Genomic DNA, 23282 nt, shown 5'->3' on the forward strand with positions numbered 1-23282 from the left:
GTCATTCAACGTTGTAGCGTCTGATCGGACACGTTCGCCAGCAAGCCGGCTCCCACGCCCTTCGGGCAGAATCAGTCGGCAAAGCCTTTTCCTACAGAAACATCAAAACCCCGGACGCGCCGCTGCAATCGCCACCACGGCAATCCCCACCAACAGATTGATCCCCACCAGCCGCCTGATGCCGCCCAGCGCCGCCGCGCCGTCGGCCCATTGCTCGGCCTCTACGGCCTTGCGCAACTGCGGCAGGTTCAGCGTTGAAATGCGCAGAAACAATGCAACCATCACCACATACAGCCCGATCATCACCTGCACATAACGTGGTGCGGTCTGAAAACCGCTGAAGTTGATGTGGATCATGCCGATGCCGGTCACCGGCAGCATGATCACCGCGCACCAGACCCAGACGAAGAAGCGTGGAAACACCTGCAGCCACAGCTTCAGACGGGCAGGGCCTTCCAGTGCGGCGACGACCGCCGGTCGCAGGACCATCCAGGCGAAAAACATCCCGCCGACCCACAAAACCGCGGACAGCACGTGAAGCGTGTAGACAAAGGCTACAGGTGACATCGAGAACTCCGTTCTGCGCAGAAAGATTTAGCGCGGTATGATAGCCGCCCGCTGAGAGTACTGAAGATATATCCAGCAGTTTTTTCACCTTGTAACTGTGACGCCGAGCCAACGACCCAGCCCATGATCAGCACCGAACTCAAGATCCAGATTCAGGGCGCCTATTCGCGTTTCCTCGAAGCCAAAAGCCTCAAGCCGCGCTACGGCCAGCGTCTGATGATCGCCGAGGTGGCCAAGGTGCTGGGTGATGTCGACACCGACGAGGAAGGCCGGCGTTCGGGCGACCCGGCGGTGGTCGCGGTGGAGGCGGGCACCGGTACCGGCAAGACGGTAGCCTACGCCATCGCCATGATCCCCACGGCCAAGGCAGCAGGCAAGCGGCTGGTGATCGCCACGGCGACCGTGGCCCTGCAAGAGCAGATCGTGCACAAGGATCTGCCCGACCTGATGCGCAACAGCGGGCTGAGTTTCACCTTTGCCCTGGCCAAGGGCCGGGGCCGTTACATGTGCTTGTCCAAGCTCGACATGCTCTTGCAAGAAGGCAACGCACAAAGTGCCACCGCGCAGCTTTTCGAGGAAGAAGGCTTCAAGATCGAAGTCGATGAAGCCAGCCAGAAGCTGTTCACCAGCATGATCGAAAAGCTGGCGGGCAATAAGTGGGATGGCGACCGCGACAGCTGGCCACAGGAGTTGGCCGACCAGGACTGGGCGCGACTGACCACCGACCACAGCCAGTGCACCAACCGTCATTGTCCGAATTTTCAGCAGTGTGCTTTCTATAAGGCGCGCGAAGGCATGGGCAAGGTCGACGTCATCGTCACCAACCACGACATGGTCCTCGCCGACCTGGCGCTGGGCGGCGGCGCCGTGTTGCCGGACCCGCGCGACACCCTCTACGTGTTCGACGAAGGCCACCACCTGCCAGACAAAGCGATCGGCCACTTTGCCCATTTCAGTCGCCTGCGCTCCACCGCCGACTGGCTGGAACAGACCGCGAAGAACCTGACCAAGCTGCTCGCCCAGCATCCGCTTCCGGGGGATCTGGGCAAGCTGATCGAGCAAGTGCCGGAGCTGGCGCGGGAGATCAAGACCCAGCAACAGTTCATGTTTACCGCCTGCGAGCAACTCGCCGACTTCAAGGCCGGCGAAGACATGGAAGGCCGCGAGCGCCCTCGCCATCGCTTTGTCGGTGGCGTGGTTCCCGAGCACATGCGCGAGATGGGCATCGAGCTGAAAAAGGGCTTTGCCCGTCTCGACGATCTGTTCACGCGCCTGACCGAATTGCTCAAGGAGGGCATGGACGGCGAGGTCAACATCGGCATCGCCAGCCATCAGGCCGAGGAGTGGTATCCGCTGTTCGGCAGCCTGCTGGCCCGTGCCCATGGCAACTGGGAACTGTGGACGGCGTTCACCGCCGAAGACCCGGAAAACAGCCCGCCGATGGCGCGCTGGCTGACCCTGGCCGAAAGCGGCTCGCTGTTCGACATCGAGGTCAATGCCAGTCCGATCCTTGCCGCAGAAATGCTCCGTCGCAATCTGTGGAACGTCGCCTACGGCGCGCTGGTGACGTCGGCGACGTTGACCGCGCTGGGCAAGTTCGACCGTTTCCGCATGCGTGCCGGCCTGCCCAAGGACGCGGTAACGGCGGTGGTGCCGAGCCCGTTCCACCATGCCGACGCTGGCGTGCTGCGCGTCCCGGATCTGCAGGCTGATCCGCGCAACGCGGCGGAACACACGGCGGCGATCATCCGCGAACTGCCGGATCTGGTGGAAGGCTCCAAGGGCACGCTGGTGCTGTTTTCTTCGCGCAAACAAATGCAGGAAGTCTTCGACGGTGTGCCCCGCGACTGGCGCAAGCGGGTGTTCATTCAGGGCAACCTGTCCAAGCAGGAAACCCTGAACAAGCACAAGGCACGGGTCGATGGCGGCGAAGAAAGCGTGCTGTTCGGCCTCGCCAGTTTTGCCGAGGGCGTCGACTTGCCGGGCGATTACTGCGAGCACGTGGTGATCGCCAAGATTCCGTTCGCGGTGCCGGACGATCCGGTAGAGGCCGCTCTGGCCGAATGGATCGAAGCCCGGGGCGGCAACCCGTTCATGGAAATCGCTGTGCCCGATGCTTCGCTGCGCCTGATCCAGGCCTGCGGCCGCTTGCTGCGCACGGAGAAGGATCGCGGCGTCATCACCCTGCTGGATCGCCGTTTGGTGACCCAGCGTTACGGCAAGGCCATCCTCAATGCGCTGCCGCCGTTCCGTCGCGAAATTTCCTGAAGTGTATCGGGGATGAAATGCAGTTGATCGGGTCTTATCTGACGCCGGTCGATCTCATCCTCCCTTGAGTCCGCGCCGGCCCATTCGCGGGCAAGCCTGCCCCCACAGATTCGAGTGGTTCACCGAGCGGGTGAATAGCGTCTTGTGGGAGCGGGCTCGTCCGCGAAAGCGATGTTCGCCTCGCGATCACTCAGGAGCCCACATGATCCGTCGTTCACTGCCCGCCGCCATTGCTTTGCTGTGCGCGGGTCCGCTGTCTGCGGCCGATAGCCAGCAGACGCTGTTTAACTTCGTCCGCCCCGCCGACGTGGTGCAGGTCACTACCCAGGACACTAGCCTGCCGCAATCCAACGCCGAGCAGACCGCTGAAGGCGAGGTGTTGCGCCGGGTGGTCTTCAATCCGGTGGCGCGGCCCAGCTTGCGTCTGACGCCGCAGAGCGGCGTGTGGGACTGGAGCGGCGACAGCGCCATGACCTTGCGCCTGCAAAGCGCTATGGATTGGGCGCTGACCCTCTACGTGCAGATCCAGAGCAGCGACGGCAAAACCCTCGACAGCCGCATCGACTTACCGGCAGGTCCGGCGCAGACCCTGATCGTGCCGTTGCAGGCCAGTTCTCCGCTGAGCCAGGGCATGCGCGCCGGGCCGCCGATGCCGTGGACTTATGAAGGGCAGCGCGTGTTGCTGGCGAGTACCAGCGGCGAGCTGAATCCTGCGCAGGTCACCTCGGTGACGGTGTCGATGTCGAAGCCGGATGTGGCGCAGAGCGTGCTGATCGAAAAGTTCGGCGTGCAGCAAGGCGACGCCATTCAGAAGGCGGTCTACAGCAACCTGCTTGACGGCTACGGTCAGTACAGCCGGGGCAAGTGGCCGGAAAAAATCAGCAGTGACGACCAACTCAAAAGCCTGGCGGCCAAGGAGCAACAGCAACTCAAGAGCTGGCTCAAGGAGCGTCCTGCCCACGACCGCTACGGCGGCCTGATCAAAGGCCCGGCATTCGAGGCCAAGGGCTTTTTCCGCACAGAGAAACGCAACGAACGCTGGTACCTGGTGACGCCGGACGGGCATCCGTTCTATTCGCTGGGCGTCAATGCCATCGCCGCCGACGACAGCCAGACCTACATCGAAGGCCGCGAAGGCATGTTTGCCGGCTTGCCGGGCAATGACGATCCGCTGGCGACGTTCTACGGTAGCGGCGATGACCGTCGCGGCACCGGTGCCAGCAAGAACCGCGCGTTCGACCATGGCCGCTGGTTCGATTTCTACGGCGCCAACCTGCAACGCACCTACGGGGTGCCGCCGTGTATCGAAGTGGCGAAACCCGCTGCAGTGGCTGCACCGGAGCCAGACGAAGCAGCCGACACGACGGGCAGCGATGAGGCTACTGCTTCGACCGCTGTGGTGGAAAAACCGGTGGTGCCGCAGCCGACAGTCGAGTGCAAGCCGGTCAATCTCGACCTCAAGCGCTGGACCGATCACACCCTGCAACGCTTGCAGGCCTGGGGTTTCAACACCATCGGCAACTGGAGCGAGCCTGAGCTGGGTAACCGCGAGCGGGTGCCTTATACCTTGCCGCTGTCCATCGTCGGCGATTACGTGAGCATCAGCACCGGGCACGACTGGTGGGGCGGCATGCCGGATCCGTTCGACCCGCGCTTTGCCATGGCCACCGAACGCGCAGTGGCTATTGCCGCCCGCGATCATCGTGATGATCCGTATCTGATCGGCTACTTCGCCGACAACGAACTGGCCTGGGCCGGTACCGGCGCTGACCCGAAAGACCGCTACGCGCTGGCTTACGGCACGCTGAAGCTGACCACGGACTCGCCGGCCAAACGCGCTTTCCTCAAGCAGTTGCGCGACAAGTACCGCAACCACGCCGGTCTGTCCAAAGCCTGGGGCATCGACCTGCCGGCCTGGGAATTGATGGAAGACCCCGGTTTCGAGCCGCCGCTGCCGAGCCCGGAGCACCCGGAAATCGAAAATGACTTCAAGTACTTCCAGCGTGTATTCGCCGAGACTTACTTCAAGACCATCGCCGATGCCTTGAAATGGCATGCGCCGAACCACCTGCTGCTGGGCGGGCGCTATGGCATCAGCACCCCGGAAGCGGTGGAGGCCTGCGCGAAATACTGTGATGTGCTGAGCTTTAATTTGTACGCGCTGACGCCGCAGGACGGCGTGGACTTCGCGAAGCTGCGCGAACTGGACAAGCCGGTGTTGATCAGCGAATTCCATTTCGGCTCGCGGGACCGTGGTCCGTTCTGGGGCGGTCAGGTTGAAGTGCCACGGGAAGAAGACCGCGGCCCGGCCTACGCCAATTTCCTGAAAGCCGCGCTGGCCGAACCGTCCATTGTCGGCGTGCACTGGTTCCAGTACCTCGACCAGCCCGGCACCGGACGCATGCTCGATGGCGAAAACGGCCATCTGGGTCTGGTGGGCATTACCGACGTGCCGTATCAGGGCTTCATCGACGCCGTGCGCAAGGCCAACGGGCAGGTGGCGGAAGTGATCGGCAAGACCCCCTGAGAGCCGCCCGTTGTAGGAGTGAGCTTGCTCGCGATTTTCAAAGTCAGAAAGGCTTCGCCTGACACGCCGCCATCGCGAGCAAGCTCACTCCTACACGGATAGGCGCGCCGTGCCGAGAGAGTCCAAACACCCTAAAGCCAGTGGGAGGGAGCCCTGCTCGCGAATGCGGTGTGTCACGGCCATTGATGTGTCTGGCACACCGCATTTAGCGGATTTACGACCGCTTCGCAGTCGGTCGCAGGGCAAGCCAGCTCCTACAGTAATAGGCGCGCCGTGCCGAGAGAGTCCAAACACCCTAAAGCCAGTGGGAGGGAGCCCTGCTCGCGAATGCGGTGTGTCACGGCCAGTGATGTGTCTGGCACAGCGCATTTACCGGATTTACGACCGCTTCGGTCGGACGCGACCCCGGCCCGCTCGCAGGGCAAGCCAGCTCCTACAGGGTTTTGTAGCGTGGCGGATACGGTAACGCAGTTCCCAAATCCCCCAATCGCTGGAACAATGCACGCCATTTTCAGCAGCCCCCACCGGAGAGCGACATCGTGCAGATTCAAGGCTATTTCGAGCTTCAATTCGAAGCCGTGCGCGAGGCGTTCGCCGAGTTGTTCGACGCTCCGCAGGAGCGTGGCGCGGCGTTGTGTGTGCAGATCGGCGGGCAGACCGTACTCGACCTGTGGGCCGGTACGGCAGACAAGGACGGTGCCGAGGTCTGGCACAGCGATACCATCGCCAACCTGTTCTCCTGCACCAAGACCTTCACCGCTGTCACCGCGCTGCAACTGGTGGGCGAAGGCAAGCTGGACCTCGACGCACCGGTGTCGCGCCTGTGGCCGGAATTCGCGGCGGCCGGCAAACAGTCGGTAACCCTGCGCCAGTTGCTCTGCCATCAGGCCGGTCTGCCGGCGATTCGCGACATGCTGCCCGCCGAGGCGCTGTACGACTGGCAGGCCATGACCGCTGCGCTGGCCGCCGAACAACCCTGGTGGACACCGGGGGACGGGCACGGTTACGCCGCGATCACCTACGGCTGGCTGGTAGGCGAGATGATTCGCCGCGCCGACGGTCGTGGACCGGGCGAATCCATTGCTGCGCGGATTGCCCGACCTTTGGGGCTGGACTTCCACGTCGGCCTGCCTGACGAAGAATTCCACCGGGTCGCGCATATCGCCCGGGGCAAGGGCAATGCTGGCGACGAAGCGGCCCAGCGCCTGCTGCAGGCGACCATGAAAGAACCCACGTCGATGACCGCGCGAGCGTTCACCAACCCGCCGTCCATCATGACCAGCACCAACAAGCCGGAGTGGCGGCGCATGCAGCAACCGGCGGCCAACGGCCACGGCAACGCGCGCAGCCTGGCCGGCTTCTACAGCGGCCTGCTCGACGGCAGCCTGCTGGAAGCCGAACTGCTCAATGAGCTGACCCGCGAGCACAGCATTGGCCAGGACAAGACCCTGCTGACCCAGACCCGCTTCGGTCTGGGCTGCATGCTCGATCAGCCGACAGTGCCGAATGCCACCTATGGCCTGGGCGCCAAAGCCTTTGGTCATCCGGGAGCCGGTGGCTCGGTCGGTTTCGCCGATCCGGAGCACGATGTGGCCTTTGGCTTCGTGACTAACACATTGGGTCCGTATGTGCTGATGGATCCGCGTGCGCAACGTCTAGTCCGGGCGCTTGGTGAGTGTTTGCTATAACAGTCACCGATAAGTGCTTGTTCTACCGACTGTCAGTTAAACCGCCCATAACGGAACCGTAGGGCGGTTTCTTTTTCCAACTCGGCGTTTATGCGTGTTATATGGGCGCTGCTTCGTTCATTTTCTGATCAATTACTGGTGTGAATCACCCATGTCTGCCAACAAAAGTCTTGCTTTTGCCCTGTGTCTCGCCGTCACCGGCTGCGCGCAAACGCCTCATGATTCCAGCGCCAGCGCTGGTGCACCGACCAAACCGCAAGCCGGTTCTGCCGCTGCCGAGGTCGCCAAGACCGAAGCCGAGAGCGGTAGCCACTGGTACTGGCCGTTCGGCTCCGATCACGGTCAGACCGACAAGAAGCCTGACGTCGCGGCAACCCAACCGGCGGCCAAGCCGGCTGTGGCCAAAGCCGATGACGGCAGCAAGTGGTGGTGGCCGTTCGGCAGCAGCGAGGCGAAGAAAGACGCCGCGCCTGTTGCGCCGAAGGTCGACCCGAAAGTGACCCAGGCCTGGCTCGACCAGTACGAGCCGCGCGTGCGCGAGGCGATCAAGGACAGCAAATTCGAATTCGAGCGCCGTGAAGACGTGCTGGTGGTGACCGCGCCGGTAGACAGCACCTTCAACCCGGACCGCCCGGAAATGCTGCTGCCGATCAACCTCGGCCCGATCACCCGTATGGCCAAGATCGTCGAGGGCGATCAGAAATCCGCCGTGCTGGTCCTCGGTCATGCGGACGTCGCCAGCGACACCAACCTCAAGATCAGCCAGCAGCGTGCTCAGTCGGTGGCAGCGATCTTCCGCCTCAGCGGCCTGGAGCGTAACCGTCTGAACCTGCGTGGCATGGGCGCGACGCTGCCTCGTGCGAGCGCCGATACGGCCTCGGCCAAGGCACAGAACCGTCGCGTGGAAATCATCCTGACGCCACAGGATTCGATGGTCGCCCTGCTGGCCAAGTACAACCTGCCAGCGCCGGCACCGACCATGGTTGCCGCCGCTCAGGAAACCAAACCGGCTGCGCCGGCCCCGGCCGTCAAGGCGGCTCCGGCCAAGGCTGCCCCGGCAGCGAAGAAAGCCGCGCCGGCCAAGGCAGCAGCGAAGAAGGCCCCAGCCAAGAAAGCGACGCCAGCGAAAAAGGCCACTCCGGCCAAGGCCGCTGCGAAGAAACCGGCTGCCGACGCGCAGGCCAGCAGCAACTGAGGGTAATATCGCGATCCCGTCCACGGATTTCGATAAAGGAAGGCAGTGATGAGCCAGCGTCTGGCTGATATGCGTCGCAACTACGCCCGCGAAGGTTTGACCGAGGCCCAGGCCCCGGAAGAACCTTTTGCGCTGTTCCATCAGTGGTTCGACGAAGCGGTGAAAACCGAACAGGCGCCGGTGGAAGCCAACGCCATGACCCTGGCGACTGTCGATGCCGACGGTCGCCCGCACTGCCGGGTGCTGCTCCTCAAAGGGCTGGACGCGCAAGGCTTCACCTTCTTCACCAACTACCACAGCGCCAAGGGCCAGCAACTGATGGCCCGGCCCTACGCTGCCATGACGTTCTTCTGGCCTACCCTGGAACGTCAGGTGCGGATCGAAGGGCAGGTGGCGAAAGTCAGCCATGCCGAGTCCGATGCCTATTTTCAGGTACGCCCGCTGGGCAGCCGCCTGGGGGCGTGGGCCTCGCCGCAAAGCCGGGTGATTGCCAATCGCGAAGAACTGGAAGGTCTGCTCAAGGCCACCGAGGCGCGTTTCAGCGATACCCAGCCCGATTGCCCGGAACACTGGGGTGGTTATCGCCTGGTGCCGGACCGTATCGAATTCTGGCAGGGACGACCGAGTCGACTGCACGACCGTTTGAACTATCGTTTAACGGACGGGCAATGGACGCTCGAACGTTTGGCCCCTTGAACAAGGGGACTCTGCGGTCATATGGCGCCTAGGCAGGCGCGCAGTTGATCGACCTCAAGTGCATTTCCTTGAATCAATGCCGCACGCCGTCGTCCATACCCGTAGACGTCGGCGTGTTGCTGTATCACGCCTGAATAAACGTAAATTATCGGTACAGGCCCGTGACATCGGCTGACGTCGCAGAGTCTAATGGCTACCTGTTCCTCTGGAGAAAACCTTATGCGTAAGTCTGTTCTGTTGGTTGCTTCGTTCACCGCCATGGCGCTGACGCTGGGCGGCTGCACATCGAGCCTGACCGGCGACTCGTATTCCCGCGATGAAGCTCGCCAAGTGCAGACCGTTCGCCTGGGCACCATCGAGTCGTTGCGTCCGGTGAAAATCGAAGGCACCAAAACCCCGATCGGTGCCGGTGCCGGTGCGATTGTCGGCGGTGTTGGCGGTAGCGCCATCGGTGGTGGTCGCGGCAGTATCGTTACGGCGGTCATCGGCGCGGTTGCCGGTGGTCTGCTGGGTTCGGCAGCCGAAGGCGGTCTGACCCGTGCCCAAGGTGTCGAGATTACCGTGCGTGAAGACGACGGCAGCATGCGCGCCTATGTCCAGGAAGTGCAGGAAAACGAAATTTTCCGCGTTGGCGAGCGTGTCCGCATCATGACCGTCAACGGCACCAGCCGCGTGAGCCACTGAGCCCTGCGCGGTTGATCTGACAGCTGTAGACATGAAAACGCCCCGACTTGTCGGGGCGTTTTCATTTTCCGGCCGCTGCTATCACGCGACCTTGCGGCTGGACATTGCCGTCAGCGCGTAACCGAGCAGCGCTGCCAGGATCGAGCCGGTGAGAATGCCCATGCGGTCCATCCCGGCAAACTCGCTCTGACCCGGCACGAACGCCAGAGAGCCGACAAACAGGCTCATGGTGAAACCGATGCCACACAGCACCGAAACGCCCAGTACCTGACCCCAGTTGGCGCCGGTTGGCAGCACGGCCATGCCGGTCTTGATCGCCAGCCAGGTCAGGCCGAACACGCCGACGGTCTTGCCCACCAGCAGGCCTAGCGCAATGCCCAGCGGTACCGCGTGGGTGAAACTCTCCAGCGTCGCGCCAGCCAGTGGCACACCAGCGTTGGCGAAGGCGAACAGCGGCAGGATGCCGTAGGCCACCCACGGATGCAGGCCGTGTTCCAGCTGTTGTAGCGGCGACGGAGTGTCCTTGCCGGTTTTCAGCGGAATGCAGAACGCCAGCACCACGCCGGCCAGGGTCGCGTGGACGCCACTCTTGAGTACGCAGACCCACAGCACGATGCCCAGCAGCACGTACGGCGCCAGTTTCACCACGCCCAGCCGGTTCAAGGCAATCAGGCCGACAATCGCCGCCGCCGCGACTGCCAGTGACAGGCTGGACAGCTCACCCGAATAGAACAACGCGATGACGATGATCGCACCCAGGTCGTCGATGATCGCCAGCGTCATCAGAAACAGCTTGAGCGATACCGGCACACGCTTGCCGAGCAGGGCCAGCACGCCGAGGGCAAAGGCGATATCCGTGGCCATGGGGATGGCCCAGCCACTCATTGCAGCCGGATTATCCTTGTTCAGGGCCACGAAGATCAGCGCCGGCACGACCATCCCGCCAATGGCGGCGGCTCCGGGCAATACCACTTGCGAAGGGCGCGACAGGTGCCCCGACAGCACTTCGCGCTTGACCTCCAGACCGATCAGCAGGAAGAACACCGCCATCAGGCCGTCGTTGATCCACAGCAGCAGGGGTTTGGCGATTTTCAGGGCGCCGATCTGGGCCACCACCGGGACGTCGAGCAGGTCGGTGTAGAGCCAGGACAGGGGCGAGTTGTTGATGATCAGGGCGAGGGCGGCAGCGGCGATCAGCAGCAACCCGCCAGCAGCCTCAAGCTGGAAGAAACGTTTGAAAGTATTGCGTACGGGCAAGGTCACACTCCATGGACATGCGCAAAGGAGGAGACACCCTAACCCGGTGGCTTATTTCTGAAAACAAAAGTTATATTCGATTTGGTTATTAAAAATCAGAGATGATTCTGTATACAACGGATTTGAAAGAATCGTTACAAAGTGCTGCAGGGCTTGATCTACGAGGTGTGTAGGAAATATCTCTGTCTGGAGTCGGCGGTGCCCAGGTTGGCCCCATCGCGAGCAAGCTCACTCCTACAGGTATGGGGTTTGTAGGAGTGAGCTTGCTCGCGATGACGTTTTATCAGCCGATGCTGCGGTAGCTGACACACTGCTATCGCGGGCAAGCGCGCTCCTACAGCGGGGTCCTGCTTTATTCGGTGATGCCCAACATGCTCTTCGCCAGCGCTTCGGCGATGCGGATGCCGTCCACGCCTGCCGACATGATGCCGCCGGCATAACCGGCGCCTTCGCCGGCCGGGAACAGGCCTTTGACGTTGAGGCTCTGCATGTCGGCGCCACGGGTGATGCGCAGTGGCGAGGAGGTGCGGGTCTCGATGCCGGTCAACACCGCGTCGTGCTGGGAGAAACCCTTGATCTGCTTGTCGAACGCCGGCAATGCCTCACGGATCGCCTCGATGGCGAAGGCGGGCAGGGCGTCGGCCAGGTCGGTCAGTTTCACGCCCGGCTTGTAGGACGGCTCGACCGTGCCCAGTTCGGTGGACGCCTTGCCGGCGATGAAGTCGCCGACCAGTTGTGCCGGCGCTTCGTAGTTCTCGCCGCCCATGATGTAGGCGTGGGACTCCAGACGCTCCTGCAACTCGATGCCGGCCAGCGGGCTGCCCGGATAGTCTTCGTCCGGGGTGATGCCGACGACGATGCCCGAGTTGGCGTTACGCTCGTTGCGCGAGTACTGGCTCATGCCGTTGGTGACCACGCGGTTCGGCTCCGACGTGGCGGCGACCACGGTGCCGCCGGGGCACATGCAGAAGCTGTACACCGAACGGCCATTCTTGGCGTGGTGCACCAGCTTGTAGTCGGCAGCGCCGAGTTTCGGGTGGCCGGCGTATTTGCCCAGGCGCGCGCGGTCGATCAGGCCTTGTGGGTGTTCGATGCGGAAACCCACCGAGAACGGCTTGGCTTCCATGAACACGCCACGACCGTGGAGCATGCGGAAGGTGTCGCGGGCGCTGTGACCGAGGGCCATGATCACGTGGCGGGATTCGATCTGCTCGCCACTGTCGAGTACCACGCCATGCAGTTGGCCGTCATCGATCAGCACGTCGGTGACGCGCTGCTGGAAGCGCACTTCACCGCCCAGGGCGATGATCTGCTCGCGCATGTTTTCGACCACGCCGGTCAGGCGGAACGTGCCGATGTGCGGCTTGCTGACGTAGAGAATTTCTTCCGGCGCACCGGCCTTGACGAACTCGTGCAGGACTTTGCGACCGTGGAATTTCGGGTCCTTGATCTGGCTGTAGAGCTTGCCGTCGGAGAACGTGCCCGCGCCGCCTTCGCCGAACTGCACGTTGGACTCGGGGTTGAGCACGTTTTTGCGCCACAGGCCCCAGGTGTCCTTGGTGCGCTGACGGACTTCCTTGCCGCGTTCGAGAATGATCGGCTTGAAGCCCATCTGCGCCAGCAGCAGGCCGGCGAAGATGCCACACGGACCGAAGCCGACCACCAGCGGGCGCTCCTGCAGGTCGGCGGGGGCGTGGCCGACCACCTTGTAGCTGACGTCCGGCGCCGGACCGACGTGGGTGTCATTACCCAGGCGCTTGAGCAGGGCCGCTTCGTCGCGGACCTGGAAGTCGAGGGTGTAGATGAAATGCAGCTCGGTGGATTTCTTGCGCGCGTCATAGCTGCGCTTGAACAGGGTGAAATCCAGCAGATCGGCGTCGGCGATGCCCAGACGCTGCACAAGTGCGACGCGCAGTTCTTCGTCCGCGTGATCCAGCGGCAGTTTGAGTTCGGTGATTCGTAACATGAAAAGGTCCGGTTTCGGGCCGCAGGATCGGCCCGGCAGCGCTACAAGAACCGGCGATTATAAGCCACATTGGGCGGGGAGCGGTGGGGGAAGCCGACGATGTCGAAAACCTTTGCGCCGTTTTGGTCAGGTACCGGCTCGAAAATGTAGGAGTGAGCTTGCTCGCGATTGCGATCTGTCAGAGTCAGATGAGTTGACAGGTACACTGTAATCGCGAGCAAGCTCACTCCTACAAAAAGCAGTGATCTCAATGCTCCTGCAATGTGGCTCTATCAGTCGTTGCGCATCCCGCCAAAATACGCGCAACCGCGCTGGACCTGGCCGTTGACGCGCAGTTCTGCCGTCAGGTGCTGCACCGAGCCATTGGCCGGGTCGACACAGCGCTGCGGCGCGACGTACAGCTCGACGTGCTGGTCGTTGGCATCGGTGATCAGATTGAAGCGGCCTTCGGGCATTTGCTCTTCCATGTACGGCACGGCGAACGGCTCGCGACCTTCACGCTCCAGCACCAGGCCCTTGCCGCTGGCGTTGAGGTTCCATTTAGGCCCGTTGCCGCTGGCGTGGATGGTCAGGCGCTTGAAGTTGGGGTCTTCGCAGGCACCGGCCGGTCGCTCGATGCGGTACAACTGATAGACGTCGGCCTGGCCGTCGCTGCCTTGGGCGCGACTGGCGACGAAATTGCCGCGCACGTCGGCGAACGCCTTGCCGTCCTTGTCCACCACCGAAGCGGCTTCCTGCAGGATGCCGGTGTTGCCGTTATCCAGTACCACATAGCGGCGCTGCTCGCTGCACGGCTGGAAGAACAGCTTGCCCTTGTCACCGCTGAGAATGCCCTGCATGCGGATCATGCCGGCTGTGGACACCGTGTTGTCGGCAGGTTTGGACGGCAGCCACTGGCAACCGGCAAACAGCGGCAGCAAGGCGAACAGAACAGCAGAACGGGCGGTGAGCATGGGCGGTCTCCAATCAGGTGCCGCCACGTTACTCAGGCTGCTCGTTCATCACAAGGGTTGAGCGTGCCGATGCGATCGAAAGGGTATGTCCGTTCGAATAGTTTGCCGATCAAGGCGCTGTCACTACTATCGGCTTTTTCCTCCCGATAAAACCCTCGAACGGCCATCCCGATTTGTCAGAAAGGAAACAATCATGAGCGAGATGGACGATCTGGCGGCGTTCGCCATGCTGGTGCAAGCCAACAGTTTCACCCTGGCGGCGCAGTGGCTGGACACCAGCACCAGTCAGCTGTCCAAGCGCATCAGCAAGCTGGAAAAGAACTACGGCGTGACCCTGCTGCACCGCACCACGCGCAGCCTGACCCTGACCTCGGCGGGCGCTATCCTGTTGCCGGAAGCCCGAGCCCTGCTCGCCCAGCGCGACCGGGTGCGCGACGCCATGGCCTGGCTCAGCGAGAGCCTGGTCGGCACGGTGCGCCTGACGGTGCCGTTGTCGCTTGGCGAAACCATGTTCGAGGGCCTGCTCAACGAGTTCGCCCGCACCTACCCGGACGTGCAGGTCGAGCTGGACGTGAACAATCAGTTTCGCGATCTGCGCCGCGACGGTTTCGATCTGGGTATCCGCTCCAGCGTGGGCATCGACGAGCGTCTGGTGGCGCGGCCGCTGTTGTCGCTGCAGGAGCTGACCTGCGCCAGTCCCGGATATCTGGCGGTCAACGGCAGGCCGCAGACTCCCGATGCGTTGCGCACTCATCGTTGCCTGCTCAACAGCCATTACGCCGGCCGCGAAACCTGGGTCTATCAGCAGAACCACGAACTGACCCGGGTCAATGTGCGCGGCACCTTCGCCAGCAACCACTACGGCCTGCTGAAGAAGGCTGCACTCAGCGGCGCCGGCATTGCCCGCCTGCCGTCGTACATGGTCGCTCGTGAACTGAAGGACGGGGAGTTGCAGTGGCTGTTGCGTGACTACCAGACCCCGGTGTCGTCGCTGTTTCTGGTGCACCCGTGCGAAGGGCAACTGCCCCGGCGGATTCAGGTGATGGCGGATTTTCTCGGCGACTGGTTCGAGCGCAGCAGTGTGGCGCTGCAACAGCTCTGAATCGTGGGCACAAAAAAACGGCCCCGAGAGGCCGTTTTTTGTCGGGACTTCGTCCCTTCGCGGGCAAGCCCGCTCCCACAAAGGCAGCATGAGTTCCGTAGGCGCCGGCTTGCTGGCGAACGCGTCAGTTCAGCCACCTCGATGGCGGATTACCCACCTTGTTCGTCAGCAAGCGGGCTCCCACAGCGGCATCAACCGCCCAGATACGCATCCCGCACTTTCGGATCGACCAGCAACTCCGCACCGGTGCCTTTCATCACCACCCGGCCGTTTTCCAGAACGTAGGCGCGGTCGGCGATTTTCAGCGCCTGGTTGGCGTTCTGCTCGACCAGGAACACGGTCACGCCATCACGGCGCAGCTGTTCGACGATCTCGAAGATCTGCTGAATGATGATCGGCGCCAGACCCAGCGACGGCTCGTCGAGCAGCAGCAACTTGGGTTTGCTCATCAGCGCCCGGCCGATGGCGAGCATCTGCTGTTCGCCGCCGGACATGGTGCCGCCGCGCTGGTTGAAGCGCTCCTTCAGGCGCGGGAACAGGTGCAGGACCTTGTCCATCTGCTCCTGATAATCGCGCTTGTCAGTGAAGAAACCGCCCATGGCCAGGTTTTCCTCGACGGTCAGGCGGGCAAACACGCGGCGGCCTTCCGGCACCACCGCGATGCTCTTGCGCATGATCACCGAGGAATCCAGACCGACCAGTTCCTCGCCCATGTAGCGGATGCTGCCGCTGTGGGCGCGGGGCGACCCGCAGAGGGTCATCAGCAGGGTGGATTTGCCGGCGCCGTTGGCGCCGATCAGGGTGACGATTTCACCTTTCTGCACATCGATGCTGACGCCATGCAGCGCCTGGATCTTGCCGTAGAAGGTGGAAACGTTGTCGAACTGCAGCATTTACGCTTCCCCCAGGTAGGCTTTGATCACATCAGGATTGTCACGGATCTGCTCCGGCGTGCCGTCGGCCAGAGGCGTGCCCTGGTTGATCACCACGATGTGGTCGGAAATGCTCATGACCAGCTTCATGTCGTGTTCGATCAGCAGAACGGTCGCGTTGTGCTCGTTACGCAGCACACCGATCAGCGCCTTGAGATCTTCGGTTTCCTTGGGGTTCAGACCGGCAGCCGGTTCGTCGAGCATGAGAATCCGCGGGCGGGTCATCATGCAGCGGGCGATTTCCAGACGGCGTTGCTGACCGTAGGCCAGAGTGCCGGCAGGGCGGTTGGCGAAGTCTTTCAGATCCACCGCTTCCAGCCAGTGCTCGGCGTATTCCATGGCCTCGCGCTCGCTCTTGCGATACGACGGGGTCTTGAACAGGCCGGACAGGAAGTTGGTGTTCAGGTGGCGGTGCTGGGCGACCAGCAGGTTTTCCACGGCGGTCATTTCCTTGAACAGACGCACGTTCTGGAAAGTCCGCACCACACCCTTGCGGGCGATCTGATGGCCGGCCAGACCCTGGATCGGTTCGCCGTCCAGCAGAATGGTGCCGGCGGTCGGTTTGTAGAAGCCGGTCAGGCAGTTGAACACGGTGGTCTTGCCGGCGCCGTTGGGGCCGATCATCGACACGACCTGCTTTTCGTTCACGGTCAGGCCGACGCCGTTGACCGCCAGCAGACCGCCGAAGCGCATGCTCAGGCCAGAAGCCTGCAGAAGTGGACGGCTCATCAGCGTTCCCCCTTGAGTTTCATGACGGGACGCTGCATCGGCAGGAAGCCCTGAGGACGCCAGATCATCATCAGCACCATCAAGGCGCCGAAGCCCAGCATGCGGTATTCGCTGAATTCACGCAGCAGTTCGGGCAGCAGGATCATCACCACCGCCGCCAGGATCACGCCCAGTTGCGAGCCCATGCCACCCAGCACGACGATCGCGAGGATGATCGCCGATTCGAGGAAGGTGAACGACTCTGGTGTGATCAGACCCTGACGTGCGGCGAAGAAGCTGCCGGCGAAACCGGCAAATGCGGCACCCAGGGTGAACGCGGAAAGCTTGATCACGGTAGGGTTCAGACCCAGCGCACGGCAGGCGATCTCGTCTTCGCGCAGCGCTTCCCAGGCACGGCCGATCGGCATGCGCAGCAGGCGGTTGATGACGAACAGCGCAGCCAGCGCCAGCAGCAGGGCGATCAGGTAGAGGAAGATCACCTTGTTGATGGAGTTGTATTCCAGGCCGAAGAACTCGTGGAAGGTTTGCATGCCTTCAGCGGCCTTGCGCTCGAAGCTCAAGCCGAACAGCGACGGTTTTTCGATGTTGCTGATGCCGTTCGGGCCGCCGGTGATGTCGGTCAGGTTACGCAGGAACAGACGGATGATTTCACCGAAGCCCAGGGTCACGATGGCCAGATAGTCACCGCGCAGGCGCAGCACCGGGAAGCCCAGCAGGAAGCCGAAGGTGGCCGAGGCCAGGCCAGCCAGTGGCAGGCAGATCCAGAAACCGAAGCCGAAGTAGTGCTGCAGCAGGGCGTAGGTGTAGGCGCCGACGGCGTAGAAACCGACGTAACCCAGGTCCAGCAGGCCCGCCAGACCGACCACGATGTTCAGGCCCAGGCCGAGCATCACGTAGATCAGGATCAGGGTGGCGATGTCCACTGCGCCGCGCGAGCCGAAGAACGGCCAGATCAGCGCCGCAACGACGATCGCGCCGAGGAACCAGCGCTGGGTCGAAGGCAGGGTCAGGAAGTTGCTGGTCTTGGCCGACACCAGTTGGGTCTGCGGACGCGAACGCCACATGGCGCTGATCTGCTCGTTGAACAGCACGCGCAGGAACATCAGCACGGCGGCGGCGAAGATCACCAGTACGGTGGTGGTGCTGGCACCGATCACGGCCAGATTGACCCCGACGATTTCCAGCTTCAGCCCGAGGATCGGGTAGGCGACGGCCAGCACCAGCAGGGCGCTGAACAGGGCCGATTTGAGATTCCTGGTCATACTTTTTCAACCTCCGGACGGCCGAGCAGGCCGGTTGGCCGGAACAACAGCACCAATACGAGAAGACCGAAGGCCACGACATCCTTGTACTGGTCGCCGAACACGTCGGCACCGAACGCTTCGGCGACACCCAGCACCAGACCACCGAGCATCGCGCCCGGGATACTGCCAATACCGCCCAACACCGCAGCGGTGAAGGCCTTGATACCGACCAGGAAGCCGGCGTTGGGGTTGATCACGCCGTATTGCATGCTCAGCAGCACGGCCGCAACGGCCGCCAGCGCAGCACCGATGACGAAGGTCAGGGCGATGATGTTGTTGGTGTTGATGCCCAGCAGGTTGGCCATCCGGATGTCCTCGGCACAGGCGCGGCAGGCGCGGCCCAGACGGGAACGGGAGATGAACCAGGTCAGGCCGAGCATGGCCAGCACGGTGACGATGAAGATCAGGATCTGCATGTAGGAGATCACCACTTCATGGGTACTGCCGGGGCCGAACACGAAGTTGCCGGGAATCAGGTTGGGGATCGACTTGTCCTTGGAGTCCTGCGACAACAACACGGTGTTCTGCAGGAAAATCGACATGCCGATGGCCGAAATCAGAGGGATCAGGCGGTTGCTGCCACGCAGCGGCCGGTAGGCCACGCGCTCGATGGCATAACCGTAGGCACTGGTCACCACGATACTGGCGACGAATGCAGCGGTGATCAGCAGGGGCAGGTTGTCCAGGCCCAGCATGGTCAGGCCGGCCAGGGCAATGAAAGCCACGTACGAACCGATCATGTACACCTCGCCGTGGGCGAAGTTGATCATGCCGATGATGCCGTAGACCATGGTGTAGCCAATTGCGATCAAGGCATATGTGCTGCCAATGGTCATGCCATTAACGAGCTGTTGGAAAAAATGATAGATGTCTATCTCGGGCATTTTGCCACGCTCCTAAAAACCTTCTCGGTGTTTCACTGGTGAAGTCTTTGTCCCGCTCGCGCGTCGTGATCTACGTCCGCGTTGGCACGAGCCCAGTGATTCACTGGTGCGGTTTCAAGATGTTCAGGCTATCGGAATTCTTGTGAAACCCCGCGTGCCAGCTAAAACAAAGCCCACTGCTGTTGCAGTGGGCTTCGGGTTCAACCTGAGGCGTGTGATTACTTCACAGGGGCTTCAGTCTTGGTGCCATCTTTGTGCCAGGTGTAGACGACGAATTTGAAGTCTTTCAGGTCACCCTTGGCGTCGAAAGACAGATCGCCGGTAGGGGTCTTGAAAGTGCCTTTGTGAATGGCTTCGGCGACTTTGGCGGTGTCTTCGGACTTGGCGGTCTTGATGCCTTCGGCGATCACTTCGACAGCGGCGTAGGCCGGGAACACGAATGGGCCGCTCGGGTCTTCTTTCTTCGCCTGGAAGGCTGCTACCAGTTCCTTGTTCGCCGGATCCTGGTCGAACGACTTCGGCAGGGTCACCAGCAGGCCTTCGGAAGCGTCCTGGGCGATCTGCGAGATCGAGGCGTTACCCACGCCTTCCGGACCCATGAAGCCGGCTTTCAGGCCTTTTTCCTGAGCCTGACGCAGGATCAGACCCAGCTCAGGGTGGTAGCCGCCGTAGTAGACGAAGTCGACGTTGGCTTGTTTCATCTTGGCGATCAGCGAGGAGAAGTCCTTGTCGCCGGCGTTGATGCCTTCGAACAGGGCGACTTTCACGCCGTCTTTTTCCAGGGTCTGCTTGACCGCGGTGGCGATACCTTCACCGTATTGCTGCTTGTCGTGGATGACCGCAACGATCTTCGGCTTGACCTGCTTGGCGATGTATTCGCCGGCTGCCGGGCCCTGGGCGCTGTCCAGGCCGATGGTGCGGAACACCAGCTTGTAGCCACGAGCGGTGATGTCCGGGCTGGTGGCAGCCGGGGTGATCATGATCACGCCTTCGTCTTCGTAGATGTCCGAAGCAGGCTGAGTGGAGCTGGAGCACAGGTGGCCGACGACGAATTTCACGCCATCGTTGACCACTTTGTTGGCGACCGCGACCGCTTGTTTAGGGTCACAGGCGTCGTCGTATTCAACGGCCTCAAGCTTCTTGCCGTCCACGCCGCCTTTGGCGTTGATCTGCTCGATCGCCATCTTGGCACCGCTGAACTGCATGTCGCCGTACTGGGCAACAGCGCCCGTTTTCGGGCCGGCGATGCCGATCTTGATGGTGTCGGCTGCGAACGAATGGCTGGCAACCCCCGCCAGAACCAGTGCGGCAAACAACTTGGAAATCTGGTTAATACCCTTAGTCATGATGCTCCACTCTTGCGTTGTAGTTTTTATAATCCTGACGGCCAAAGCTGCAGGACCGGATTGATTTATCCAGGCCACACCCCCGACAACTGTACCGGAACAGTTTAGAGCGCCGGTCGAGCGCTTGAAAAGCTGGCTACCGGGGGCAAAACCTGTCTATGTCGCTTAATCGAAAGAAAGATACACAATCAAGCCGGTCTATCTGACGAACCGGTCGTCCCGGTTATCGGCCTGTGCGAAATTCTCTGCAATCAATCACTTGAATCCGGGTTTGTCGAGACGATCGGCGGCGCTATCATTGCGCGCACTTTCGATTCGGTGAAACCCATGACGCAAGAACCTAGCACCCTCTATGCCAAACTGCTTGGCGAAACGGCCGCGATCTCGTGGAAAGAATTGCAACCTTTCTTTGCCAGGGGTGCCCTGTTGTGGGTCGAGCCCACCCAGGATCTGATCGCGGTTGCCGAGGCATTTGCCGAGAATGACGAGGCCAAGGTAGCCGCCTGGCTCGGCAGCGGGGAGGTCGGCAAGGTCTCTGAATCAACGGCTCTGGACCTGCTTGAGCGTGACCCCGAGTTGTGGGCGGTAGTGGTGGCGCCCTGGGTGTTGATCCAGGAACGTGCATGAGTGAGATTTGCGCGCCATTTTGGTGCGTACAATGGTGGCAAAGTGGGTAGGTCGGTAACTTCAGGTGTGCGGGTGGTAGCAGATTTGGGGTTGGTTGGGGATGGCTACTCTGATGCCCTTCGGGCGTTGTTCGCCAGCAAGCCGGCTCCTACATTTTTTGCAACGTGCCGCACCTGCATCACCGCGTTGTTCGCTTTAAGGTAAACCACAAAAATCAACGCCAAACACCAAGGCTACCAACCCGGTCCATCAGGCCATGGCACGTTGCAAAAAATGTAGGAGCCGGCTTGCTGGCGAACAGCGCCCGAAGGGCATCAGAGTAAGAAATCCCAACCCCACCCTCAATTCAAATACCCCGTCTTCCCCGTATGCTGATTCAGCGAGATCACCCGGGTCTTGCCAATACGATGACGGTAGATTTCCCGCAGGTATTTCACCGCTTTCTTCACGCTTTCACGGGAGATGCGGATGTCGTTGATCGACACGAAACGCTCTTTGTCGTCGATCAGTTCACGGTATTTCTTTTCGTACATCGGTTTGATCGCGTACCAGTTGGTATCCAGGATCTTCGCCGGGTTTTCATATTCGTTGAGCAGGTCGTCGATACGGTTTTCGTCGAATTCATCGCTCGTGATGAAGTCGAGAATCGAGTTGTCCAGGGTGTCGTCGAAACGATAGGGCTGGCGCGCGAAGCAGCGCTTGATGAACGCCACGATCAGGGTCAGGAAATCGTCCGACAGGCACGGGCTCTTGGCGATCAGGGTGGTCAGCGACAGGTTCGGCGAAGCGCCGATCACCAGCGCGTAACGCTTGAGCGTGGTGTTGGGGAACAGGCTGTTGAGGTGGGTCTTGAGCCGGTTCAAGTCCATGTACGACAGCTTGTAGTCCTTGGGCAGCGACACGATCGACACCACCGACGAGCAATTCTTGAAGAAGTGCAGGTCGTGCAGCGCCGCTGCGTCGTAGCCGGACGTCTTGTACTGTTCAAGGGCCGCCTGGTAGCGCCGTGACTCGATCGGCAGCAGGCTGATGCCCTCGATGGCCTGGGTCATCTTGTTGAAGTGCGGCAGGTCGATGGAGCGGAAGAACAAGTCGTCGATGTCCAGACGCGGCTGCTCTTTTTCGAAGATTTTCAGCTTGTCGGAGCCGGCCTGCGGGGTTTCCGGTACCACCGATTCGGCGTAGGCAATCGCGACCGGGCCGGCCAGGCTCATGAACAGGTCGTTGGCATCCAGGCGAATGGTTTCGCCGATGTCGATGCCGGCGCGCCGGAAGTAGTTCTGGTCGTAGTCGGTGGTGACGGCCTGAGCGGTCAGAATGTTGAAGATCTGTTGCGAGATGTACTGGTTGGCGTGGCGCTCCATGGCGTTGACATCGATGTTCTCGATGGTGCCGTCATCGCTTTCTTCGGCATAGCGCATGATGTCGTTGGAGATCAGCATCATCGCGTTCCATGGGCGAATGCGCCCCATCACGCTGGCTTCGCTGCTGTCTTCGTTCTCGAAGTTGTACGAGAAGTCCCACTCCTCGGCCAGGTACTTGCAGAGCAGCCGGCCGGCGTTGATGTGCAGGGCTTCGGACATTTCGCTGCGGTGATCGGAAATGTTCGGCAGCACGCAGATGCCGCTGGTGAAGATCGGCTCGAAGACAAACGAACGCCCGCGCTTGCCGTCGTTCTCGCCGGCCGGCTTGGTGTCGAAGGTCTTGTTCATGTACGAGTACTGCTGGGCCAGGCCGAATTCCGAGGCCATGCCCGAGCCGGTACCGCCGCCGGCGCTGAAGATATAGAAGTACAGCCGCGACTGGTTGGCCTTGATGCCGCAGGAATCGATCAGATAGGAGTGGATCAGCTTCCAGTCGGCGCTGGAAAAGTGCTCGGTGTTCTTGTTGAGAATGATCTTGGCCAGGTACTGACCGAGGATCGGCGCGTTACCGGCGCCGCCGGCATGCACCTCGGAGAGGTCCATGATCTTCATCTTGCTGTAGTCCTTGATGAAGCCGCTCTTCTCGCCCTTGCGCGAAAAACGGATGCGTCCGGCGATGTCCTTGTCCAGGTCGCCCAGCATCACCAGCGGCTCGACCAGAAACACCGGCTTGCTCGACTTGTTCTGCACCAGCCGCAGGTTGTTGCGGATCCAGCGCGCCGGGCTGTAGCCCTTGTCGTCGCGCAGGCGGTCATCGTTGTTCAATTGGTTGAGGTAAAACGTGCGGGCGTTGTACACCAGTTCGGCGACGTCCAGCGCGATGTTCGAGCCGCAGCGGCCCAGGCCGATCAGGCAGACCGAAGGGAACTGCTGGTCGGCGCGGTTTTCGGTGTCCTCGAAATGCGCCGACGGCGGAAACACCATGTCACGCAGGCCGTCGAGGTTGTCGAGGATGCGGTCGGTGTCGGTTTCGGTGAAATAAAGATAGGACTGGGTAGGCACGGGCTGCGGACGATAATGGCCTTGCGGAACGATGCTGTGCTCGTTGAGTACGGTCTGCAGGAGTTCGGTGACAGCGCCGGCTGCCTCGGATTTATTGGTCATTGCACGCCATGCCTGAGGGATGGCGCCTA

Annotated in this window: 18 protein-coding genes; 8 read left to right on the forward strand and 10 right to left on the reverse strand. The window is 61.6% G+C overall.

Annotated elements, in window-relative coordinates:
* Positions 1 to 102: 102 nt before the first annotated feature.
* A complete protein-coding gene (locus ACIPL0_RS05345; protein ID WP_400592692.1) occupies positions 103 to 567 on the reverse strand; it encodes a DUF2269 family protein in 465 nt (154 codons plus the stop codon).
* Positions 568 to 690: 123 nt separating this feature from the next.
* Between ACIPL0_RS05345 and dinG the strand changes: the two genes are divergently transcribed.
* The 6 genes from dinG to ACIPL0_RS05375 all read left to right on the forward strand — a co-directional run bounded on the left by dinG (position 691) and on the right by ACIPL0_RS05375 (position 9625).
* A complete protein-coding gene (gene dinG / locus ACIPL0_RS05350; RefSeq protein ID WP_400731319.1) occupies positions 691 to 2835 on the forward strand; it encodes an ATP-dependent DNA helicase DinG in 2145 nt (714 codons plus the stop codon).
* Between the two features lie 202 nt (positions 2836 to 3037).
* Positions 3038 to 5362 (forward strand): beta-galactosidase, encoded by a 2325-nt coding sequence (locus ACIPL0_RS05355; protein WP_400592686.1) that lies wholly within the window; start codon positions 3038 to 3040, stop codon positions 5360 to 5362.
* Between the two features lie 539 nt (positions 5363 to 5901).
* Positions 5902 to 7050: a serine hydrolase domain-containing protein gene (locus ACIPL0_RS05360; protein ID WP_400592683.1), complete on the forward strand. Its 1149-nt coding sequence runs from the start codon at positions 5902 to 5904 to the stop codon at positions 7048 to 7050.
* A gap of 151 nt (positions 7051 to 7201) precedes the next feature.
* Positions 7202 to 8245, forward strand: a complete 1044-nt coding sequence (locus tag ACIPL0_RS05365) for an OmpA family protein (RefSeq protein ID WP_400592680.1) — start codon at positions 7202 to 7204, stop codon at positions 8243 to 8245.
* Between the two features lie 48 nt (positions 8246 to 8293).
* A complete protein-coding gene (gene pdxH / locus ACIPL0_RS05370; RefSeq protein WP_400592677.1) occupies positions 8294 to 8941 on the forward strand; it encodes a pyridoxamine 5'-phosphate oxidase in 648 nt (215 codons plus the stop codon).
* Positions 8942 to 9160: 219 nt separating this feature from the next.
* Positions 9161 to 9625: a glycine zipper 2TM domain-containing protein gene (locus ACIPL0_RS05375; RefSeq protein ID WP_400592674.1), complete on the forward strand. Its 465-nt coding sequence runs from the start codon at positions 9161 to 9163 to the stop codon at positions 9623 to 9625.
* Positions 9626 to 9706: 81 nt separating this feature from the next.
* Here the strand turns inward: ACIPL0_RS05375 and nhaA are convergent, their stop codons facing one another.
* From nhaA to ACIPL0_RS05390, 3 genes are all read right to left on the reverse strand, one after another.
* Positions 9707 to 10882, reverse strand: coding sequence for a Na+/H+ antiporter NhaA (gene nhaA / locus ACIPL0_RS05380; protein WP_400592671.1), 1176 nt, complete (start codon positions 10880 to 10882; stop codon positions 9707 to 9709).
* A 352-nt stretch (positions 10883 to 11234) separates the two neighbouring features.
* A complete protein-coding gene (locus ACIPL0_RS05385) occupies positions 11235 to 12848 on the reverse strand; it encodes an NAD(P)/FAD-dependent oxidoreductase (protein ID WP_400592668.1) in 1614 nt (537 codons plus the stop codon).
* Between the two features lie 272 nt (positions 12849 to 13120).
* Entirely contained in the window at positions 13121 to 13801 is a 681-nt protein-coding gene (locus tag ACIPL0_RS05390) for a COG3650 family protein (protein WP_400592666.1), read from the reverse strand.
* 193 nt (positions 13802 to 13994) lie between these two features.
* Between ACIPL0_RS05390 and ACIPL0_RS05395 the strand changes: the two genes are divergently transcribed.
* A complete protein-coding gene (locus ACIPL0_RS05395) occupies positions 13995 to 14903 on the forward strand; it encodes a LysR family transcriptional regulator (protein WP_400592663.1) in 909 nt (302 codons plus the stop codon).
* Positions 14904 to 15094: 191 nt separating this feature from the next.
* On the opposite strand, the gene ACIPL0_RS05400 is transcribed toward ACIPL0_RS05395, so the two are convergent.
* The 5 genes from ACIPL0_RS05400 to ACIPL0_RS05420 all read right to left on the reverse strand — a co-directional run bounded on the left by ACIPL0_RS05400 (position 15095) and on the right by ACIPL0_RS05420 (position 20098).
* The gene (locus ACIPL0_RS05400; RefSeq protein WP_400592660.1) at positions 15095 to 15796 is read right to left on the reverse strand and encodes an ABC transporter ATP-binding protein; all 702 of its coding nucleotides are present in this window, start codon (positions 15794 to 15796) and stop codon (positions 15095 to 15097) included.
* Positions 15797 to 16564, reverse strand: coding sequence for a high-affinity branched-chain amino acid ABC transporter ATP-binding protein LivG (gene livG, locus ACIPL0_RS05405; RefSeq protein ID WP_400592657.1), 768 nt, complete (start codon positions 16562 to 16564; stop codon positions 15797 to 15799).
* Positions 16564 to 17826, reverse strand: coding sequence for a high-affinity branched-chain amino acid ABC transporter permease LivM (locus ACIPL0_RS05410; protein WP_400592654.1), 1263 nt, complete (start codon positions 17824 to 17826; stop codon positions 16564 to 16566). The genes livG and ACIPL0_RS05410 overlap by 1 nt, the downstream gene beginning before the upstream one ends.
* Entirely contained in the window at positions 17823 to 18752 is a 930-nt protein-coding gene (gene livH / locus ACIPL0_RS05415; protein ID WP_400592651.1) for a high-affinity branched-chain amino acid ABC transporter permease LivH, read from the reverse strand. Before livH ends, ACIPL0_RS05410 begins: the two co-directional genes overlap by 4 nt.
* A gap of 218 nt (positions 18753 to 18970) precedes the next feature.
* A complete protein-coding gene (locus ACIPL0_RS05420) occupies positions 18971 to 20098 on the reverse strand; it encodes a branched-chain amino acid ABC transporter substrate-binding protein (protein ID WP_400592648.1) in 1128 nt (375 codons plus the stop codon).
* A 327-nt stretch (positions 20099 to 20425) separates the two neighbouring features.
* On the opposite strand from ACIPL0_RS05420, the gene ACIPL0_RS05425 reads away from it, so the two are divergent.
* Positions 20426 to 20725, forward strand: coding sequence for a DUF2288 domain-containing protein (locus tag ACIPL0_RS05425; protein WP_400592645.1), 300 nt, complete (start codon positions 20426 to 20428; stop codon positions 20723 to 20725).
* Between the two features lie 341 nt (positions 20726 to 21066).
* On the opposite strand, the gene ACIPL0_RS05430 is transcribed toward ACIPL0_RS05425, so the two are convergent.
* On the reverse strand, positions 21067 to 23253 hold the full coding sequence (locus tag ACIPL0_RS05430) for a hypothetical protein (RefSeq protein ID WP_400592643.1): 2187 nt from the start codon (positions 23251 to 23253) through the stop codon (positions 21067 to 21069).
* Between the last annotated feature and the right edge of the window lie 29 nt (positions 23254 to 23282).

The organism is Pseudomonas sp. NPDC090208, from assembly GCF_044746785.1.
In the GTDB taxonomy this organism is placed as follows: domain Bacteria; phylum Pseudomonadota; class Gammaproteobacteria; order Pseudomonadales; family Pseudomonadaceae; genus Aquipseudomonas.

Bases quoted from the DNA above. Each gene is read 5' to 3' on its own strand.
- ACIPL0_RS05425 (WP_400592645.1), top strand. From the start codon at position 20,426: ATGACGCAAGAACCTAGCACCCTCTATGCCAAACTGCTTGGCGAAACG.
- ACIPL0_RS05345 (WP_400592692.1), bottom strand. From the start codon at position 567: ATGTCACCTGTAGCCTTTGTCTACACGCTTCACGTGCTGTCCGCGGTT.
- ACIPL0_RS05365 (WP_400592680.1), top strand. From the start codon at position 7,202: ATGTCTGCCAACAAAAGTCTTGCTTTTGCCCTGTGTCTCGCCGTCACC.
- livG (WP_400592657.1), bottom strand. From the start codon at position 16,564: ATGAGCCGTCCACTTCTGCAGGCTTCTGGCCTGAGCATGCGCTTCGGC.
- pdxH (WP_400592677.1), top strand. From the start codon at position 8,294: ATGAGCCAGCGTCTGGCTGATATGCGTCGCAACTACGCCCGCGAAGGT.
- ACIPL0_RS05430 (WP_400592643.1), bottom strand. From the start codon at position 23,253: ATGACCAATAAATCCGAGGCAGCCGGCGCTGTCACCGAACTCCTGCAG.
- dinG (WP_400731319.1), top strand. From the start codon at position 691: ATGATCAGCACCGAACTCAAGATCCAGATTCAGGGCGCCTATTCGCGT.
- ACIPL0_RS05400 (WP_400592660.1), bottom strand. From the start codon at position 15,796: ATGCTGCAGTTCGACAACGTTTCCACCTTCTACGGCAAGATCCAGGCG.
- ACIPL0_RS05390 (WP_400592666.1), bottom strand. From the start codon at position 13,801: ATGCTCACCGCCCGTTCTGCTGTTCTGTTCGCCTTGCTGCCGCTGTTT.
- livH (WP_400592651.1), bottom strand. From the start codon at position 18,752: ATGCCCGAGATAGACATCTATCATTTTTTCCAACAGCTCGTTAATGGC.
- ACIPL0_RS05355 (WP_400592686.1), top strand. From the start codon at position 3,038: ATGATCCGTCGTTCACTGCCCGCCGCCATTGCTTTGCTGTGCGCGGGT.
- ACIPL0_RS05410 (WP_400592654.1), bottom strand. From the start codon at position 17,826: ATGACCAGGAATCTCAAATCGGCCCTGTTCAGCGCCCTGCTGGTGCTG.
- ACIPL0_RS05375 (WP_400592674.1), top strand. From the start codon at position 9,161: ATGCGTAAGTCTGTTCTGTTGGTTGCTTCGTTCACCGCCATGGCGCTG.
- ACIPL0_RS05420 (WP_400592648.1), bottom strand. From the start codon at position 20,098: ATGACTAAGGGTATTAACCAGATTTCCAAGTTGTTTGCCGCACTGGTT.
- ACIPL0_RS05385 (WP_400592668.1), bottom strand. From the start codon at position 12,848: ATGTTACGAATCACCGAACTCAAACTGCCGCTGGATCACGCGGACGAA.
- ACIPL0_RS05395 (WP_400592663.1), top strand. From the start codon at position 13,995: ATGAGCGAGATGGACGATCTGGCGGCGTTCGCCATGCTGGTGCAAGCC.